General features: G+C 73.0%; 15 protein-coding genes. 5 read left to right on the top strand and 10 right to left on the bottom strand.

Features of this window, described 5'->3' with window-relative positions; genetic code table 11:
• Positions 1 to 121 precede the first annotated feature (121 nt).
• The 5 genes from ABB07_RS25315 to ABB07_RS25295 all read right to left on the bottom strand — a co-directional run bounded on the left by ABB07_RS25315 (position 122) and on the right by ABB07_RS25295 (position 5,170).
• Positions 122 to 1,264, bottom strand: coding sequence for a serine hydrolase domain-containing protein (locus ABB07_RS25315; RefSeq protein ID WP_208900856.1), 1,143 nt, complete (start codon positions 1,262 to 1,264; stop codon positions 122 to 124).
• Between the two features lie 93 nt (positions 1,265 to 1,357).
• Positions 1,358 to 3,130 carry a TIGR03767 family metallophosphoesterase gene (locus tag ABB07_RS25310; RefSeq protein WP_208900855.1) on the bottom strand — a complete coding sequence of 591 codons (1,773 nt, stop codon included), beginning with the start codon at positions 3,128 to 3,130 and terminating at the stop codon, positions 1,358 to 1,360.
• Positions 3,131 to 3,332: 202 nt separating this feature from the next.
• Entirely contained in the window at positions 3,333 to 3,821 is a 489-nt protein-coding gene (locus ABB07_RS25305; RefSeq protein WP_208900854.1) for an NUDIX hydrolase, read from the bottom strand.
• A 9-nt stretch (positions 3,822 to 3,830) separates the two neighbouring features.
• Positions 3,831 to 4,721 carry a pyridoxamine 5'-phosphate oxidase family protein gene (locus ABB07_RS25300; protein WP_208900853.1) on the bottom strand — a complete coding sequence of 297 codons (891 nt, stop codon included), beginning with the start codon at positions 4,719 to 4,721 and terminating at the stop codon, positions 3,831 to 3,833.
• A 2-nt stretch (positions 4,722 to 4,723) separates the two neighbouring features.
• Positions 4,724 to 5,170 carry a VOC family protein gene (locus ABB07_RS25295; RefSeq protein ID WP_208900852.1) on the bottom strand — a complete coding sequence of 149 codons (447 nt, stop codon included), beginning with the start codon at positions 5,168 to 5,170 and terminating at the stop codon, positions 4,724 to 4,726.
• 112 nt (positions 5,171 to 5,282) lie between these two features.
• On the opposite strand from ABB07_RS25295, the gene ABB07_RS25290 reads away from it, so the two are divergent.
• Entirely contained in the window at positions 5,283 to 5,825 is a 543-nt protein-coding gene (locus tag ABB07_RS25290) for a CGNR zinc finger domain-containing protein (RefSeq protein ID WP_208900851.1), read from the top strand.
• Positions 5,826 to 5,910: 85 nt separating this feature from the next.
• Here ABB07_RS25290 and ABB07_RS25285 read toward each other — a convergent pair whose 3' ends face one another.
• The gene (locus ABB07_RS25285; protein ID WP_244189517.1) at positions 5,911 to 6,789 is read right to left on the bottom strand and encodes a hypothetical protein; all 879 of its coding nucleotides are present in this window, start codon (positions 6,787 to 6,789) and stop codon (positions 5,911 to 5,913) included.
• 1 nt (position 6,790) lies between these two features.
• On the bottom strand, positions 6,791 to 7,315 hold the full coding sequence (locus ABB07_RS25280; RefSeq protein ID WP_208903618.1) for an RNA polymerase sigma factor: 525 nt from the start codon (positions 7,313 to 7,315) through the stop codon (positions 6,791 to 6,793).
• A 330-nt stretch (positions 7,316 to 7,645) separates the two neighbouring features.
• Here ABB07_RS25280 and ABB07_RS25275 point away from each other — a divergent pair, with 330 nt between their 5' ends.
• From ABB07_RS25275 to ABB07_RS25265, 3 genes are all read left to right on the top strand, one after another.
• Positions 7,646 to 8,665, top strand: a complete 1,020-nt coding sequence (locus tag ABB07_RS25275; RefSeq protein WP_208900850.1) for an aspartate-semialdehyde dehydrogenase — start codon at positions 7,646 to 7,648, stop codon at positions 8,663 to 8,665.
• A 138-nt stretch (positions 8,666 to 8,803) separates the two neighbouring features.
• Positions 8,804 to 10,210 (top strand): RNA polymerase subunit sigma-70, encoded by a 1,407-nt coding sequence (locus ABB07_RS25270; protein WP_208900849.1) that lies wholly within the window; start codon positions 8,804 to 8,806, stop codon positions 10,208 to 10,210.
• A 69-nt stretch (positions 10,211 to 10,279) separates the two neighbouring features.
• Entirely contained in the window at positions 10,280 to 11,041 is a 762-nt protein-coding gene (locus ABB07_RS25265) for an SDR family NAD(P)-dependent oxidoreductase (protein WP_208900848.1), read from the top strand.
• 97 nt (positions 11,042 to 11,138) lie between these two features.
• Here ABB07_RS25265 and pepN read toward each other — a convergent pair whose 3' ends face one another.
• Positions 11,139 to 13,724 carry an aminopeptidase N gene (pepN, locus tag ABB07_RS25260; RefSeq protein WP_208900847.1) on the bottom strand — a complete coding sequence of 862 codons (2,586 nt, stop codon included), beginning with the start codon at positions 13,722 to 13,724 and terminating at the stop codon, positions 11,139 to 11,141.
• 113 nt (positions 13,725 to 13,837) lie between these two features.
• Between pepN and ABB07_RS25255 the strand changes: the two genes are divergently transcribed.
• Positions 13,838 to 14,308, top strand: coding sequence for a DUF1203 domain-containing protein (locus tag ABB07_RS25255; protein ID WP_208900846.1), 471 nt, complete (start codon positions 13,838 to 13,840; stop codon positions 14,306 to 14,308).
• A gap of 39 nt (positions 14,309 to 14,347) precedes the next feature.
• On the opposite strand, the gene ABB07_RS25250 is transcribed toward ABB07_RS25255, so the two are convergent.
• The gene (locus ABB07_RS25250; RefSeq protein WP_244189515.1) at positions 14,348 to 15,385 is read right to left on the bottom strand and encodes a tetratricopeptide repeat protein; all 1,038 of its coding nucleotides are present in this window, start codon (positions 15,383 to 15,385) and stop codon (positions 14,348 to 14,350) included.
• Positions 15,386 to 15,536: 151 nt separating this feature from the next.
• Entirely contained in the window at positions 15,537 to 16,439 is a 903-nt protein-coding gene (locus tag ABB07_RS25245) for a LysR family transcriptional regulator (RefSeq protein ID WP_208900845.1), read from the bottom strand.
• Position 16,440: the final 1 nt, after the last annotated feature.

Raw genomic sequence — 16,440 nt, 5'->3', positions numbered from 1 at the left:
ACCCGCCTTGCATAAATGATCGAGAAGATCGAGCCATCCCCGTCCAAAGCGGGATAGCCGATATGAGGCGGTACGGACATTGCGTCCGGGTTAACACGGAATGACGTGGATGAAACGGTGGCTAACAGAATTCCGCGTCGATCACGGACTCCATGCCCCCGGTCCAGTCGCCGTTGAAATTGAAGGCGATCGCATGGCGGCCGTCCGCCGTCGTCATCGCCGTGGAGGCCGACCCGTGAATGCCGCCGTTGTGACCCCAGACGTGAACCCCGCAGGTCAGCCGGGTGTCCATGAGTCCGAGGCCGTAGCGCGTGTTCGGGATGCCGGTGGCCTCGACGGTGGTCTTCATCTCCTTCAGCTGCGCGGGCGGCAGGAGTTTCCCGCCGAGCAGCGCGCCGTAGAAGCGGTCGAGATCGGCGGAGTCGGAGATCATTTCACCGGCGGACGAGGCGAGGGACGGATTGAGGGTCGTGACGTCGTACGCCGGGCTCGTCGGGTCGTTGAATTTCGAGTAGGCGCGGCTGCTCGGGCGGGGCACGGTGATCCGGGTGCCGGGGAGCGAGGTGCCCCGCAGCCGCAGCGGCGCGATGAGGCGGCGTTCGATCTCGGTGGCGTACGGGTGGCCCGTCACCTTCTCGATCACCATTCCGGCCAGGACGTAGTTGGTGTTGGAGTACTTCCAGGACGTGCCCGGCGCGAAGTACGGCTCGTGCCGCAGGGCGATCGTGACCAGCTCGCCCGGGGTGTACGTGTCGTAGCGGTGCCGGGCGAAGCCGTCCCTGGTGAAGACCGCCCGGCCGAAGTCCGCGTCGGAGGTGTAGTCGAAGATGCCGCTGGTGTGGTTCAGCAGCCGGCGGATCGTGATGCGGCGGCCGTCGTGGCCGTGCCCGCGGACGACGCCCGGCAGCCACGTGTCCACGGTGTCGTCCAGCGACAGCCGGCCCTCCGCCTCCAGCTGGAGCAGGACGGTGGCGACGAAGGTCTTGGTGATGCTGCCGACGCGGTACCGGTCGGCGGTGGAGCGCGGCCGGCCCGTGCGGAGGTCGCCCACACCGGCGGTGGTGGACCAGGTGCCGTGGCGGTCCTCGGCGGTGGCGGTCACCCCGGGCACCCCGGCCGCGACGGCGGCCTCGACGGCCGTGCGGGTGGCGGCGTGCGGGGGTCCGCCCGCGGGGTGGGCACCGGTGGCGGCGACGGCCGGAGCCGCGAGGGCCGCCGAGAGGAGTACGGCCGTGGCGGCCACCAGGGTCGTGCGTACGCGCATGTCTTCCCCCAACCTGTGCGGTTCGTGCGGTCGGGGGAAGAAACCGATGCCGGATGCGCGAAGGTTGCTCGGGTTACTCCGGTTGAGTGACTTTCAGCCCTTCTTCAACACCAGCTCCGTGTTCCGGTCGGCCGTGCCGCCCGCGCCGAGGGTCTTGCTGGCGCCCGGGGCGTTGAAGGTCAGCTCGCGGTAGAGGGCGGCGAGGCCGGTCTGGGAGAGGTCGGCGAAGTCGGTGCGGTGCGGGGCGGCGGACTCGATGAGGGTGGTGAACACGGAGATCGTGCCGTCCTTGTTGTCGGCCAGCTCGATGATCCGGGCGAGGTGCGGGTAGTCGATGTGCGAGGCGGTGGAGATCTCCCAGAAGGAGCGGCCGGCGGGGCCCTGGTGCGGGGTGATGACGTTCCGGTGGATGTGGCCGTTCACCCAGGCCAGCACATGGGTGTGGGCGGACAGGACCGAGAGCACCTCCGCGCCGCTGTGCCGCTTCTCGCCGGGGCGCGCCGGGTCGGGGCGGGTGTTGCCCATCGTGGTGCTGGTGTGGTGGCTGAAGACGACCGCGTGGGAGTCCTTGTTCGCCTTCAGCGTCCGGTCGAGCCAGTTCAGCTGGGCGGTGCCGATGGAGCCCACGGAGTCGCCGCCGGGGTCGGTGGTGTCGAGGCTGATGCCGATGACGTCGTCGGAGACGCGGAAGGCGTAGTACTGGGTGCCCGCGTCGAGGTTCGCCGAGGAGTAGCCGTGCCCGACCGGGCCGTGACCCTGGTGGGCGGGGTCGAGGTGGGCCTTCAGATAGTCGGCGGGCGTGTACGGGGCCCGCTTCTCGTCCGGGGTGACCGAGCGCATCGAGCGGGCGTGGGCCTTGAGGAACTCGCGGTAGCCGGCGCCCCTCGGGTCCTTGGCGCTGCTGATGGCCTCCTGGAGCTTCCTGGCGTCGGCGGCGGAGACGTCGAACAGCTTCCTGCCGCCGATGGCGGCCTCGGCGAGGTAGGGGTCGCCGTGGGAGCCGAAGCAGCCGAGGGGGAGGGCGTCGTGGTTGCCGACGGTGGAGTACCACGGGAGGTCGAGGCCGGGGCTGTTCACCTCGCGGATCGCCGCGGCCAGGAAGCCGTCCAACCGCGGGAAGCCGAGCGCCTTGTCACGGTCGCGGGTGGCGGAGTCCGGCTGCCAGAACAGCTTCAGACCGCTGTTCTGCACCCCCTCGTAGTGCCGGGGGTCACCGGTGTTCGGGGTGATCCGGCCACCGCTCATGATCTGCATGAACCACTCCAGTTCGGAGTGGGCGTTGTTGTCGGTGTTGTCGCCGGTGGTCATGACGAAGCGCAGCGGGGCGCCGGTGGCCGGGGCCCCGCGCAGCGCGTTGACCCGCTCGACGAGCGCGACCGCACCGGGCACGGTGAGCGCCTCCTGCGGGCGCCAGGAGTGCGGGGCGTTCGAGCGCAGGTACTCCAGGCGCAGCGGGTGCTGGACGTCCTGCAGGTGCAGATCGGTGAACTGCACGAACGCGGCGAGGACCGTACGGCGCTGCTCCCGGCCGGACTTGGGTGTGGCCAGTTCGCCGCGCACGACCCGCTGCCAGCCGGGACCGTCGCCCAGGCGCTGGTAGCCGGAGCTGTTCCGCGGGGCGGCGACCGAGGCGAGCGTGGTGCCCTTGGTGTACGGCGCGGGCGGGGCGGTGGAGGCCGCTGCGGACCGGGCAACGGGCGCGTCCCCCGTGCCGCCGGGACCGGTGGCGGCCTGGCTGTCGGTGGGGTGGAGGGCGTAGCCGACGCCCGCGGAGAGCGAGACCGCTCCGGCGGCGGCGAGGACGGTACGGCGGTTGACCCCCAGGCCGGAAGCGGCGGAGGCGGTGACAGAGCGTATGCGCGACATTGGCGCGATCTCCCCGAGTGCGAACGCGTCGGCAGTGGTCGCGGGCCGTCGCTGACGCGAACACCCCGCTCACTCAAGGATCGTTGGCACCAGGGATGGCCTGCGCGTGAACGCGGCGGCAACGCGCAGCGCCGATCACCGTACGTGGATCACGGGGTACGGGTCGCGGTCATGGAGTGGATCGTGGGCGGCCGGGGGCCGGTCACTCCTCGTTCACCTCTTGGGGTAGGGGACGGGCTCCGGGGACGAGGTGACCGTTCGTGGGGCGTTCCCGCCACAGGCGCAGGGCCGTGTCGACGAGGGACACCCGGTTGAGATCCGGCACCGCCGAAAGATCCTGCCATGCGGCGAAATCCGTCGATCCGCCGGTTTCGTACCGGAGTTCACCGCCGACGACCTCGCCCTCGTAGACGAGGCGCAGGGCGTGGTGGTCGGTGCCCGGCCGCAGACCCTGACCCGGGTGGCGATGGCGGCGGGAGTCCACGCCGAGGAGACCGGTCACCTCGATGCGGTAACCGGTCTCCTCCATCAGCTCACGGCGGACGGTGTCGTACGGGTCCTCCCCGTGCTCCATGCCGCCGCCCGGCAGCACCCACTCCGGGGTTCCGTCGGGGCCGGGGGAACGCGCCAGCAGGAGCTGTCCGTCACGGACGCACACGGCGTAGGCCGCCACCCTCAAGTTCTGTCGCATGCACGGACGTTAACGCGAGATGTCCGGATTCGCCGGGGAATATTCCGGCGCCGACCAGCGCAGCGGGAGGGCGGCGGGGGTCCACAGGGCCTCGGTGAGGGTGAAGCGGACACTCCGCTCGCCGGACGCCGTGAACTCGGTGTGCGCCTCGCCGGTGAGCTGGAGGGTGGTGCCGGTGGCCCAGTCGAGGAAGAGCAGGCCGGCCCGGGGGTCGCCGCGCAGGTTGCCGAGGGTGAGGAACATGGCGTTGCCGGGGTAGTCCGGCCAGGTCAGTTCGCGTGGTGAGGTGACCTGGACGAAACCCGGGTTGCCGCCGCGGTGACTGGCGTCGGCTCCGGCGGGGTGGACCGTGGCCAGGAAGAAGGTGTCGGCCGCGCGGATGAACTCCGTCGCCTGCGGGTCGAGTTCGGTCAGCCTGCGGGGGGTGCCCGGTGCGCGGTCGGCGAGGGTCTCGTACGTCTCCCTGCGCTGGATGTGTTTGGGGCAGTTGGAGAAGACCTGGTCGGCCTCCACGGCGAAGCCCCTGCTGGTCGGCCTCAGCCGGCCGTTGAGGCGCATGCGGCGGCGGGTCCGGGGGTCGAGGGCGATGGTGCCGACGGGGGTGCCGGGTGTCTTGAGGGCCGCGCCGAGCGGGTCGGATCCCTGCCCGGTACCGGTGACGACCGACACCTGCCGCACGCCCGTCGCCCTGACGAACCCGGGGCTGCCCGTGAGCACCGACGCCCACACGCTCCCCGTCCCCGGGTCCGCCGCGCCGATGATCAGCAGGGGCTGGAGCTCCAGGAACGCGGCCGCGATCGGCTTGATGCCCTGGCCGAGGGAGCGGCCCACGTGGTCGGCGCGGTCGCGGACGCCCATCAGCTCCTGCACGGCGAGCGAGCCCGCGTGATACACGCCCATGACTAGAAGAAACCGCAGGTCGGGGCGTCCGCGTGCGGGGCCGGGGCGCCGTCGGGGCCGAGCGGGGCGGAGATCTCCAGGCGGATGCCGTCCGGGTCGTGGAAGAAGATCCCGCCCGAGGTCCCGCCCTCGCGGTGGGCGACCACGCCGTCGTAGGCGAACTCCACGCCGGCGGCCCGCAGCGCGTCCTCGTACTCCCGGACGCGGTCGATCGAGTCGACCGTGAAGGCGAGGTGGTGCAGTCCGGGGCGGCCGCTGTCGTACGACCCCTGCGCCTGCTGCCAGAGGGTGACGAGCGGGGCACCGCCGGTCTCCCCCAGCATCGCCCAGCGCTGGTCGTCCTCCTTGCCCTCGGCGAGCACGGCGAAGCCGAGGAGGTCGCGGTACAGGGCGAGCGAGCGGTCGAGGTCGGTGACGTTCAGACCTGCGTGTGCGATGCGCGGGGCCATGGTGTTCTCCTTCGAGCTGCCATCTAACCTTCTTAACTGACGTTAGACGGTTATACGTCGGTCGGTCAACCGGTCACATACAATTGAGTGGTTAGACGAGAAGGAGTGTCCGATGGCCGCACCCCGCGATCCCCGCCCCCTGACCGGCGAGCCCCTCGCGCTCGACCTGCTCAACACCCGGTGGAACCGGGAAGGCGTCACCCAGGACCTGCTCGACGGCACCGAGGGGCTGGCGGTGTGGCTCGCGAGCAACGGGCTGGCCGGGGACCACGCGGCCGACGCGGAGGTGCTGGCACATCTGCGCGAGGCGCGCGAGGCACTCGGGGCCGCGGTGCACGGGACGCCGGCCGAGGCCGCGCCGCTCGTGGACGCCGTACTGGCACACGGGCGCATCCGGGCCCGGCTGACCGCCGACGGCCCCGCCGAGGAGCCGGAGTTCGCCGATCCGTCGTGGGGGCCGGCCTGGCTCGCCGCCCGGAACTACCTGGACCTGATCACCCGGGCACCGGAACGCATCCGGACCTGCGCCGGCGGCAGCTGCATCCTGCACTTCTTCGACACGTCCCGGAACGGCACCCGCCGCTGGTGCTCGATGGCGGCGTGCGGCAACCGCGCGAAGGCGTCCCGGCATTACGCGCGCTCGAAGGAGAACTGAGCCGGCTGCCGGCCCCGGCCGGCCGGCCACACGGGTCCACCGCGATCAAGGTGAGGGGCAGGTGTCCGGGGGGACACCCGCCTTTTCACGGCTTGCCGGTGGGTGCCCCTCCGGCGGGGCAGGTGACGTGCCCCGACGTGGGCAGCGCCTCGGTGAACCAGGCACGGTTGACGGCCACGCGGGCGTCCCCGACGGCCCACAGGCTCGCGTTCTGCTGTCCCGCACGGACCTGGACGAGTACGTGCTGGCCCTTGCGCGGGGCCGGTTGCGCGCCGCTCTCGAGCAGGAAGGCGACCTCGGCCGGGCCATGGGCGGGCTTGTAGGAGCGGATCACCTTCAGCGTGACCCGGCTCCACGGGGACGGCTTCTGCGGTTCCACCTCGGTCACGGTGCCCTCCACGACCAGCCGGGAGCAGGCGAGGGTGAGTGCGGCGTCGGACGGCCGCCCGCCCTCGCCGGAGACCCTGTCCGGGGGCTCGGCGACGCTTTTGCCCGATGCGCTCGCCGCGCTGTCGTCCGAGGCACCGGGGTGCGTGATCAGCCAGCCGAACCCGGCGACCAGCGCGAAGACCGCGGCACCGGCGAGCGCCCCGAACGCGATCCGCAGCGCCCGGCGCGGTCCGGCGGGCCGGCCGGGGCGCGGCGGCCGCGGGGGACGGCGCCCGGACCGCACCGGTCGTACGGCACCGCGCGGGCGGGACACCGGCGCGGGATGCCCGGCGCGCTCTTCGGGCACCGCCTCCTCCCCGGTCAGCGCCTCGGCGAGCCGGCCCAACTGCTCCCTGAGCACCGCCAGATCGGCCTCGGCCGCCCGGTGCTCGGCGAGGAAGGCGGGATCCCGACGGGCCTCCTCCGGTACCGGTTCCCCCGTGATGGCGGCCATCAGCGCGTCCATACCGCCGTACTCCCCGGTGTTCGCGTCCATACCGCCGTACTCCCCGGCGTTTCCTCCTCCGGCGGTCACGTCACACCACCTCGTCCTCGTGCAGGCGGTCACGCAGGGCGCGGACCGCCGTGTGCAGCCTGCTCTTGACCGTGCCCTCGGGGACGCCCAGTTCCTCGGCGATGGCCCGGACGGGCAGGTCGGCGAAGAAGCGCAGGACGAGCACCTGCCGCTGGGCGGCGGGCAGCTCGTCCAGGCCCTGGGCGACGGCGACGGAGAGCAGGCTGGTCTCCTCGCCGGAGGGGTGCGCGGGCTCGCGCAGCGCGGCCAGCCGCTCCCCCAGCCGCTCCTGGCGCCGCTTGGCCCGGTGCCAGTCCATGGCGAGGTTGGAGGCGACCACCGCCGCCCACGCCGAGACGTCCCGCGGCGCCTCCCGGCCGCTCGCGGTCCGCTCCAGCAGCCGCAGCCGGACCTGCTGCACCCCGTCCGGCAGGTCCGACTGCGGGACGCCGCCGAGCGCGAGCACCGCCCGCACCCGGCGTTCCTGGGCCGCGTCCAGCGGATCGTCGTACGACGTCTGCTCGCGGCGCGCTCTTCCGCGCAGCACCAGCCACCCCCTCACGCGTTTCTCCTACGACGCGGCAGCGGGCGGAAACGTTCGGGTCGATGTCGTCCGGTCCGCAGAGGCGTGCGTCACATCGCCGTGTGGCCGGGAACCGCACGGGCAGGGGCGGGACAGCACAGCTTGCGGCCTGGCCGGCAGGCGAGGGGAATTTCTCCAGCTCAGCGGGGTGTTCGACGGAGGTACGGAACCGTCCGCCGGGTGATCGTGTCCCACTCCTCGGGCACGTCACGCAAAGAATTGGACAGGTGGACCGGGGTCGGCCGCATGATGGAAAAGCCCCGGTCATGCACGAGACACAAAGAGGGAGTCACTGTGAGGGTCGGAATCGTCGGAGCCACCGGTCAGGTCGGCACGGTCATGCGCAGGATCCTCACGGAGCGGAACTTCCCGGTGACCCAGCTGCGCCTGTTCGCCTCGGCGCGCTCGGCCGGCACCGTGCTGGACGGGGTGACGGTGGAGGACGCGGCGACCGCCGACTACTCCGGCCTGGACATCGTGCTCTTCTCCGCGGGCGGCGCGACCTCCAAGGCGCTGGCCGAGAAGGTCGCCTCCCAGGGCGCCGTCGTGATCGACAACTCCTCCGCCTGGCGCAAGGACCCCGACGTCCCCCTGGTGGTCTCCGAGGTGAACCCGCACGCGGTCGCCGACCGCCCCAAGGGCATCATCGCCAACCCGAACTGCACCACGATGGCCGCGATGCCGGTCCTCAAGCCCCTGCACGAGGAGGCGGGCCTTCAGGCGCTGGTCGTCGCCACCTACCAGGCGGTGTCCGGCTCGGGCCTCGCCGGCGTGGCCGAGCTGCACGGCCAGGTGCAGAAGGTCGCCGCCGAGGCCGACAAGCTGACCCACGACGGTTCGGCGGTCGACTTCCCCGAGCCGGGGGTCTACAAGCGCACCATCGCCTTCAACGTGCTGCCCTTCGCCGGCAACCTCGTCGACGACGGTCTGAACGAGACCGACGAGGAGCAGAAGCTGCGCCACGAGTCCCGCAAGATCCTGGAGATCCCGGAGCTGAAGGTCTCCGGCACCTGTGTCCGTGTGCCGGTCTTCTCCGGCCACTCCCTCCAGGTCAACGCCCGCTTCGCCCGCCCGCTCCCCCCCGAGCGCGCGACCGAGCTCCTCTCCGGCGCCCCCGGCGTGGCCCTCTCCGACATCCCGACCCCGCTGCAGGCCGCCGGCCAGGACCCGTCGTACGTCGGCCGCATCCGCCGCGACGAGACGGTGGACAACGGCCTCGCCCTGTTCATCTCCAACGACAACCTCCGCAAGGGCGCCGCACTGAACGCGGTCCAGATCGCGGAACTGGTGGCGGCGGAGCTGTCCGGGAAGTAACCCCCGACCGCGTCACCGGGGCGGCCACGACCACGTGGCCGCCCCTTTTCGTGTCCGGAGTTCGCGCGAGTGCTGGCGGGGACCGTGCCGGTGCGCGAGGATCGCTGCCCCGGAGTGCGAGTGGTCCGAGCGGGAGGGGTGGCCGTGGACACGTGCGCGAGCTGTGGCGGTCCTCTGCCCGCGCGTGCCGGGCGGCGGGGGCGTAGCTCCGTGTACTGCTCGGCGGCCTGCCGGCAGCGGGCGTACCGGGGGCGGCAGGACGGCGGGGACCTGGAGGCGCTGATCGAGTCGGTCGGCCGGCAGGCGGGTGCGCTGGTGCCGAGGCCTGCCTCCGCCCTGTACGCGGGCGTGACCGAGCTGTCCGCCTCCGTGGCCCGGCTGCGCCGGATCGCGCGGCTGGCACAGGAGACGGCGGAGCGATCCGTCACGGAGACGGGCGTGACGGAAGTCCCTCGGTCCGTCGCGGAGACGGCGGAGCGATCCGTAACGGAGTCGGGCGTGACGGAAATCCCCGGGGCCGACAGTCCGGTTTCCGTCACGGAGTCGCCCGTGACGGAATCAGGCGGGACGACCGTCGCCGGTCCGCCGTTCGACGAGAGCGCCTTCGCCGCGCTCACCGAGGCGCACCGCCGGGAGATCCGCGCCCACTGCTATCGCATGACCGGTTCCTACGACGACGCCGAGGACCTGGTCCAGGAGACGTTCCTGCGGGCCTGGCGGGCCCGGGACGGCTATCAGGGGCGGGCGGGCGCCCGTACCTGGCTGTACCGCATCGCGACCAACGCCTGCCTGGACTTCCAGCGCCGTACGGCCCGCCGCCCGCGGCACTACGAGCCGCTGCCCGGCATGGACCACGGCCCCGGCGAGCCGCCCGCCCGGATCACCTGGCTGCAGCCCTGCCCGGACGACGAGCTGCCGGACAGCGCCGCGGAGGCGCGCGAGACCGTTGAGCTGGTCCTGCTGGCCGCGCTCCAGCACCTCCCGGCCCGGCAGCGCGCCGCGCTCGTGCTGCGCGACCTGCTCGGACTCACCGCCGCCGAGACCGCGCAGGCCCTCGAAACCTCCGTGGCCTCGGTCAACAGCGCGCTGCAGCGCGCCCGTCCGGCCCTGCGCGAGCATCTGCCCGCGAGCCGTACGGACTGGACGGCCGCCCCGCCGACGGACGCCCAGCGGGCCGCGCTCCAGCGGTACATGACGGCCGCCGAGCGGCTGGACTTCGACGCGATGGCCGGGCTGCTGGCCGAGGACGTCACGCTGACGATGCCACCGAACCCGTTCTGGTTCACGGGCCGCGCGGCGCTGCTCGCCTTCCTCCGCCCCAGCCTCGACCCCGCGTCCCCCCTGTTCCTGGGCCACTGGCGCCACCTGCCCGCCCGCGCCAACGGGCAGCTCGCGGCCGGGGGTTACGTCCGCCGCCCCGGTACGAACGTCTACCGCGCCCAGGTCCTGGACGTGCTCCGCTTCGACGCCGACGACCGCATCGCGGAGATCACCTCCTTCGAACCGCACCTGTTCCCGGCGTTCGGGCTGCCGCTGCGGCTGTGAGCGATGAGCGCGTGGGGCGCCGTACGTCAGTACCGGTGAACGTGACGACACACCGACAGGGAGTTCACCATGCTGCTCACCGACAAGACCGCGATCATCTACGGCGCCGGAGGCTCGATCGGCGGTGCGGTGGCCCGCGCCTTCGCCCGCGAGGGCGCCCGGGTGCACCTCGTGGGCCGTACCCGGGAGACGCTGGAGGCGGTGGCCAAGGAGATCACGGCGGCCGGCGGGCACGCCGAGACGGCGGTCGTGGACGCGCTGGACGAGGCGGCCGTGGAGGAGCACGCGGGCCGGGTCGGCACGATCGACATCTCCTTCAACCTCGTCAGCCGCGGGGACGTCCAGGGCGCCCCGCTGACGGAGATGCCGGCCGACGACTTCCTGCGCCCCGTCCTCGACGGAACCCGCGCCGCCTTCCTCACCGCCCGCGCCGCCGCCCGCCGCATGGCCGAGCGCGGCTCCGGGGTGATCCTCACCCTCAACAGCGGCTCCGCGCACGGCAGTCCGATGATGGGCGGCACCGGCCCGGCCGACGCGGCCGCCGACGCCCTGGTGCGCAACCTCGCCATGGAACTGGGCCCGCGCGGGGTGCGCGCGGTGGGCCTGTGGGCGGCCGGTGTCCCGGAGACGCTCACCGGGGACAAGCTCCGCGCCGTCGACCCGAACGTGAACGTCGCCGGCATCCTCGACCACCTGGCGAGCCTGCGCATGACCCGCCGCAACCCCACCCTGGCCGAGATCACCGCCACGGCCGTCTTCCTCGCCTCCGACCACGCGGCGGGCATCACCGGCACGTTCGTGAACGTGACCGGGGGGATGTTCCCGGGCTGAGCACGGGCGATGTTCCCGGGCTGAGCACGCGGGATGTTCCCGGGCTGAGCACGGCGGAGGGCGCCCGGCGCGGATGCCGGGCGCCCTCGCGGCCGTACTACTGCGCCGCCGCGTCCGCCGCCTGGGCCCGCAGTGCGCGCTCGACGCCCGAGCGGGACTCCGAGACGAGGCGGCGCAGGGCCGCGTTCGGCTCGGCCGAGGACAGCCAGGTGTCCGTCTTGGCCAGGGTCTCCTCGGAGACCTGGACGGCCGGGTACAGGCCGACGGCGATCTGCTGGGCGATCTCGTGCGAGCGCGAGTCCCAGATGCCCTTGACGACCTCGAAGTACTTGTCCGCGTACGGCGCCAGCAGCTCGCGCTGGTCGGTCTGGACGAAGCCGCCGATCACGGCCTCCTGCACGGCGTTCGGCAGCTTGTCGGACTCGACCACCGAGGCCCAGGCCTCCGCCTTGGCCTCCGCCGTCGGCCGGGCGGCCCGGGCGGTCGCCGCGTGCCGCTCACCGGCCGCTGTCCTGTCCCGCTCGTACTCGGCCGCGATCTCGGCCTCGTCGAAGCGGCCGACCGCCGCGAGGCGCTCCACGAACGCCCAGCGCAGCTCGGTGTCCACGGCCAGGCCCTCGACGGTCTGGGTGCCCTCCAGCAGCGCCTCCAGCAGGTCCAGCTGCTCCGGGGTGCGGGCCGTCGCCGCGAAGGCACGGGCCCAGGCCAGCTGGTGGTCGCTGCCCGGCTCCGCCGCCCGCAGGTGGGCCAGCGTGGCGTCGGTCCAGCGGGTGAGCAGGGACTCGCGGGCGGCCGGGTCGGCGTACAGGTCGATGGCGAGCTTGACCTGGCGGTGCAGCGACTGCACCACACCGATGTCGGACTCCTTGGCGATGCCGGACAGGACCAGGGCGAGGTAGTCGCGGGTGGCCAGCTCGGCGTCCCGGGTCATGTCCCAGGCGGAGGCCCAGCACAGGGCCCGCGGCAGGGACTCGGTGAAGTCGCCGAGGTGCTCGGTGACCACCGCGAGCGACTCCTCGTCCAGGCGGACCTTGGCGTAGGAGAGGTCGTCGTCGTTCAGCAGGACCACCGCCGGGCGGCGCCGGCCGGTCAGCTGCGGTACGGCCGTCAGCTCGCCGTCGACGTCCAGCTCGATGCGGTCGGTGCGCACCAGCTTGCCGGCCGTGTCTGTGTCCGGAGCGGACAGGTCGTACAGGCCGATCGCGATGCGGTGCGGGCGCAGCACCGGCTCGCCCTTGGCGCCGGCGGGCAGGGCCGGGGCCTCCTGGCGGACGGCGAAGGAGGTGATGACCCCGTCGGCGTCGGTGGCGATGTCCGGGCGGAGGATGTTGATGCCCGCCGTCTCCAGCCACTTCCCCGACCAGGTCTTCAGGTCGCGGCCGGAGGTCTCCTCCAGCGCGCCGAGCAGGTCGGACAGGCGCGTGTTGCCGTACGCGTGCCGCTTGAAGTAGGCCTGCACGCCCTTGAAGAACTCGTCCTGGCCGACGTACGCGACCAGCTGCTTGAGGACGGAAGCCCCCTTGGCGTACGTGATGCCGTCGAAGTTGACGAGCACGTCGTCCAGGTCGCGGATGTCCGCCATGATCGGGTGCGTGGACGGCAGCTGGTCCTGCCGGTACGCCCAGGTCTTCATCGAGTTCGCGAACGTGGTCCACGAGTGCGGCCAGCGCGAGCCCGGCGCGGCGGCCTGGCAGGCGATGGAGGTGTAGGTGGCGAACGACTCGTTCAGCCACAGGTCGTTCCACCACTCCATGGTGACCAGGTCGCCGAACCACATGTGGGCCAGCTCGTGCAGGATGGTCTCCGCCCGGACCTCGTACGCCGCGTCGGTCACCTTGGACCGGAAGACGTACTGGTCGCGGATGGTGACGGCGCCCGCGTTCTCCATCGCGCCCGCGTTGAACTCGGGCACGAACAGCTGGTCGTACTTCGCGAAGGGGTAGGCGTAGTCGAACTTCTCCTGGAACCAGTCGAAGCCCTGCCGGGTCACCTCGAAGATCGCGTCCGAGTCCAGGAACTCGGCGAGGGACGGGCGGCAGTAGATGCCCAGCGGCACGGACTGCCCGTCCTTCTCGTACACGCTGTGCACGGAGTGGTACGGGCCGACGATCAGCGCCGTGACGTACGTCGAGATGCGCGGGGTCGGCTCGAAGACCCAGACGTTGTCCTTGGGCTCCGGCGTGGGCGAGTTCGAGATGACGGTCCAGCCCTCGGGCGCCCGCACGGTGAACTGGAAGGTGGCCTTCAGGTCCGGCTGCTCGAAGGAGGCGAACACGCGGCGGGCGTCCGGGACCTCGAACTGGGTGTAGAGGTAGGCCTGCTCGTCGACCGGGTCGACGAAGCGGTGCAGGCCCTCGCCGGTGTTGGTGTAGGCGCAGTCCGCGACGACGCGCAGGACGTTACGGCCCTCCAGCAGGCCCGGCAGGGCGATCCGCGAATCCTTGAAGACCTCGGCGGGGTCGAGCGCGTCGCCGTTGAGCGTGACCTCGTGGACGGTGGGTGCCACCAGGTCGATGAAGGACTCGCCGCCGCCGCGGGCCACGTCGAAGCGCACCGTGGTCGCGGACCGGTAGGTACCGCCCTCCTGCGCGCCGGAGAGGTCGAGATCGATCTCGTACGAGTCAACGGTGAGCAGCTCGGCCCGCTGCTGCGCCTCTTCGCGAGTCAGGTTTGTGCCAGGCACGCGGTCATCTCCTCGATATGTGTGGGTTCCGTCATCCTTCCATGGGAGCCATGGGGAAAGCGATGTCCGGATCCCGCCGGTCAGCGCGGCGGCCGGGCGGCACGCTGGGCCGTATGACGACCTGCACCGCACGCCCCGTCCCGGCCGGGGTCCTGAAGGAACTGCGCACCGCCGACGACGCCGGACGGCCGATGAACCCCTTCACCGACGAGGAGGGCGGCGCGCCGCTGCGCTGCTGTCTGCGCCGCAGCGCTCCGGGCGAGCTGATCGCCCTGGTCTCCTACGCGCCCCTGCGCCGCTGGGCGGCCGGGACGGGCGCCGATCCGGGGGCGTACGACGAGCAGGGCCCGGTCTTCGTGCACGCCGAGGAGTGCCCGGGCCCGTCCGGCACCGCGCTGCCCTTCACCGACGCCCACCGTGTGCTCCGCCGGTACTCGGCCGACGGCCGGATCCTGGGCGGCCGGCTGGTGGACACCGGCTTCCCGTCCGCCCTCGCCGAGGCCTTCGCCGACCCGGAGGTGGCGGTGGTGCACGTGCGGGCGGTGGAGTACGGATGCTTTCTGTACGAGGTGCGGCGGGATTGAGCCGCTGCCCGACCGCGCGAGGTGCGGGGGCGTGAACCGCTACGCGTCCGTACGAGGTGCGGCGGGTCGGGCCTCGCCCGTCGCGGGGGCTCGGTCGCCGTGCTGGATGCGGCGGGCCGCGGCGACGAGCCCGGCGGGCAGGGCGGGGCCGGCACAGGCGTGATCGATCAGCAGGTCCCGGTACCCGTCGTGCGGCAGGCCCGGCGCCAGTTCGACGAGTTCGCCCAGGTCGGCGGGCGAGCCGGTGAGCCGGGCCCGGTAGGCGGCCCGGGCGGCGCGCAGGGTGGGCTCGTCCGGCTCGTGCCGCATCCCCTGCTCGGTCAGCCGGACGGCGGCGGCGAAGTCGCCCTGCTCGGCGCGGACGTCGGCCAGGTCCAGGTACAGCGACCAGTTGGCCGGGTCCAGGGCCAGGGCGCGCTCGAACGCCGCCGCGGTCCGTTCGGGCTCCCCCAGCCTGCGCCAGGTGCCCGCCCGGACGACTTCCGTCAGCATGACCGGCTCGACGGAGTCGGCGCGGTCGCAGAGGGCGAACGACGCGTCGGTGAGACCGCAGGCCCGCAGCAGGATCGCCATCCTGGCCAGCGCCTCCGGCGCCGGCTCGCGGGCGGCGACCGCGTCGATGGCCCGGAACCAGGGCTGGAAGCGTTCCCGCATGCCGTCGGTGTCCAGGTCGTGGCCGCGGTCCATGGTCCGCATCGCCGCCTCGGCCAGCGCCCCGGCGCTCACCCGGCCGAGAAACCGCTCGTCGCCGAACCAGGGGGCGTCCGCCCACGCGATGTCGGGCCGCACACCGGTGACCGAGCCGATCGCCGTCGCCGCGTCGTCCATGTCGCCGTCGAGGAAGCTGACGTACGACCGCGCCAGTACCGTCCGCAAGGAGTTGGCCCCCCGGACGACTTCGGCCAGCTCCGGCCGCCGGTCCCGCCACAGCTCGGCCAGCACCGCGTAGGGTTCGGGGTCCTCGGGCGCGGCGGCGATGGCGCCCACCAGATGGTCGACGGCCGCCGCGGGGCTGCCCCCGCAGTGCGCCAACACCCGCGCGAGACCCACTCCGGCGGCTACCGCTCGATTCGACACCGTCCGAGGGTATCCCTGGCCCGATCGGGCGTGCGCTCGCCTCCCCTCAGCGCGCCTGCCATGGGCTCGGTCTGCCGTGGGCCCGCCTGCCGTGGGCCTGCCTGCCGTGGGCTCCGTCTGCCGATGGGGGGACGAGTAGCCGTACCCGCGCCTAGTGCCCTCCGTCGGCCGCCGCCGCCAGCGCCTCCAGCACCCGGGCCACCGCCCGCCCCGTCTCCGCGCCCCTGCGCACCGCGGCCGTCACATGCCGCACCGGCCCGCCCGGGCCGAGGTCGCGCAGGACCACCCCGTCGCGGCGGCCCGCGGCCATGCGCGGGACCAGGGCCACTCCCATGCCGGCCGCGACCATGGCGAGGATCGCGGTCCAGCCGGAGGCCGAGTGGCCCTGGTGGGGGCTGAAGCCGGCCGCCTCGCAGGCGCGGCGGGTGATGTCGGACCAGGGGCCGCTGCCGCCGAAGATCCAGGGTTCGGCGGCCAGATCCGTGAGGGTCAGGGCGGGGGCAGCGGCCAGCGGGTGGCCGGGGGGCAGGGCGACGTCCAAGGGGTCGGCCAGCAGGGGGACCTGGGTGAACCGGGGGTCCGCCGCGCCGGGGGCCGACGCCGCGAGGGACAGGGCGAGGTCGGCCTCGCCGGCGGTCAGCAGGTCGTAGGCCTCGGCGGCCTCCGCCTCCCGTACCCGGACCGTCACCCGGGGGTGCGTGGTCCGCAGGGCCCGTACGGCCGGTACGACCAGGGCGGGTACGGACGTCGGGAACGCGGCGACCCGGACCTCCCCCGCCTCCCCCTGGACGTACGCCGCCAACGCGGCCTCCGCGCGCTCCAGTTGCTCGAAGACCGGCTCGGTGTGGGCCAGCACCAGCCGGGCCGCGTCGGTGAGCCGGACCCGGCGGCCGCGCGCCTGGAGCAGCGGCACGCCGAGCTGCCGGGCGAGGTTGGTGAGCTGCTGGGACACCGCGGACGGGGTCATGTGCAGGGCCTCGGCCGTCGCGGTCACGGTGCCGCGCTCGCGCAGGGTGCGCAGGATCTGCAGCTTCCGGATGTCCCACTCGGCCATG

Origin of the sequence: Streptomyces incarnatus, from assembly GCF_001027185.1 — a bacterium.
Taxonomy (GTDB): Bacteria; Actinomycetota; Actinomycetes; order Streptomycetales; family Streptomycetaceae; genus Streptomyces; species Streptomyces puniciscabiei.
This window is presented reverse-complemented; position numbering and strand designations above follow the sequence as displayed.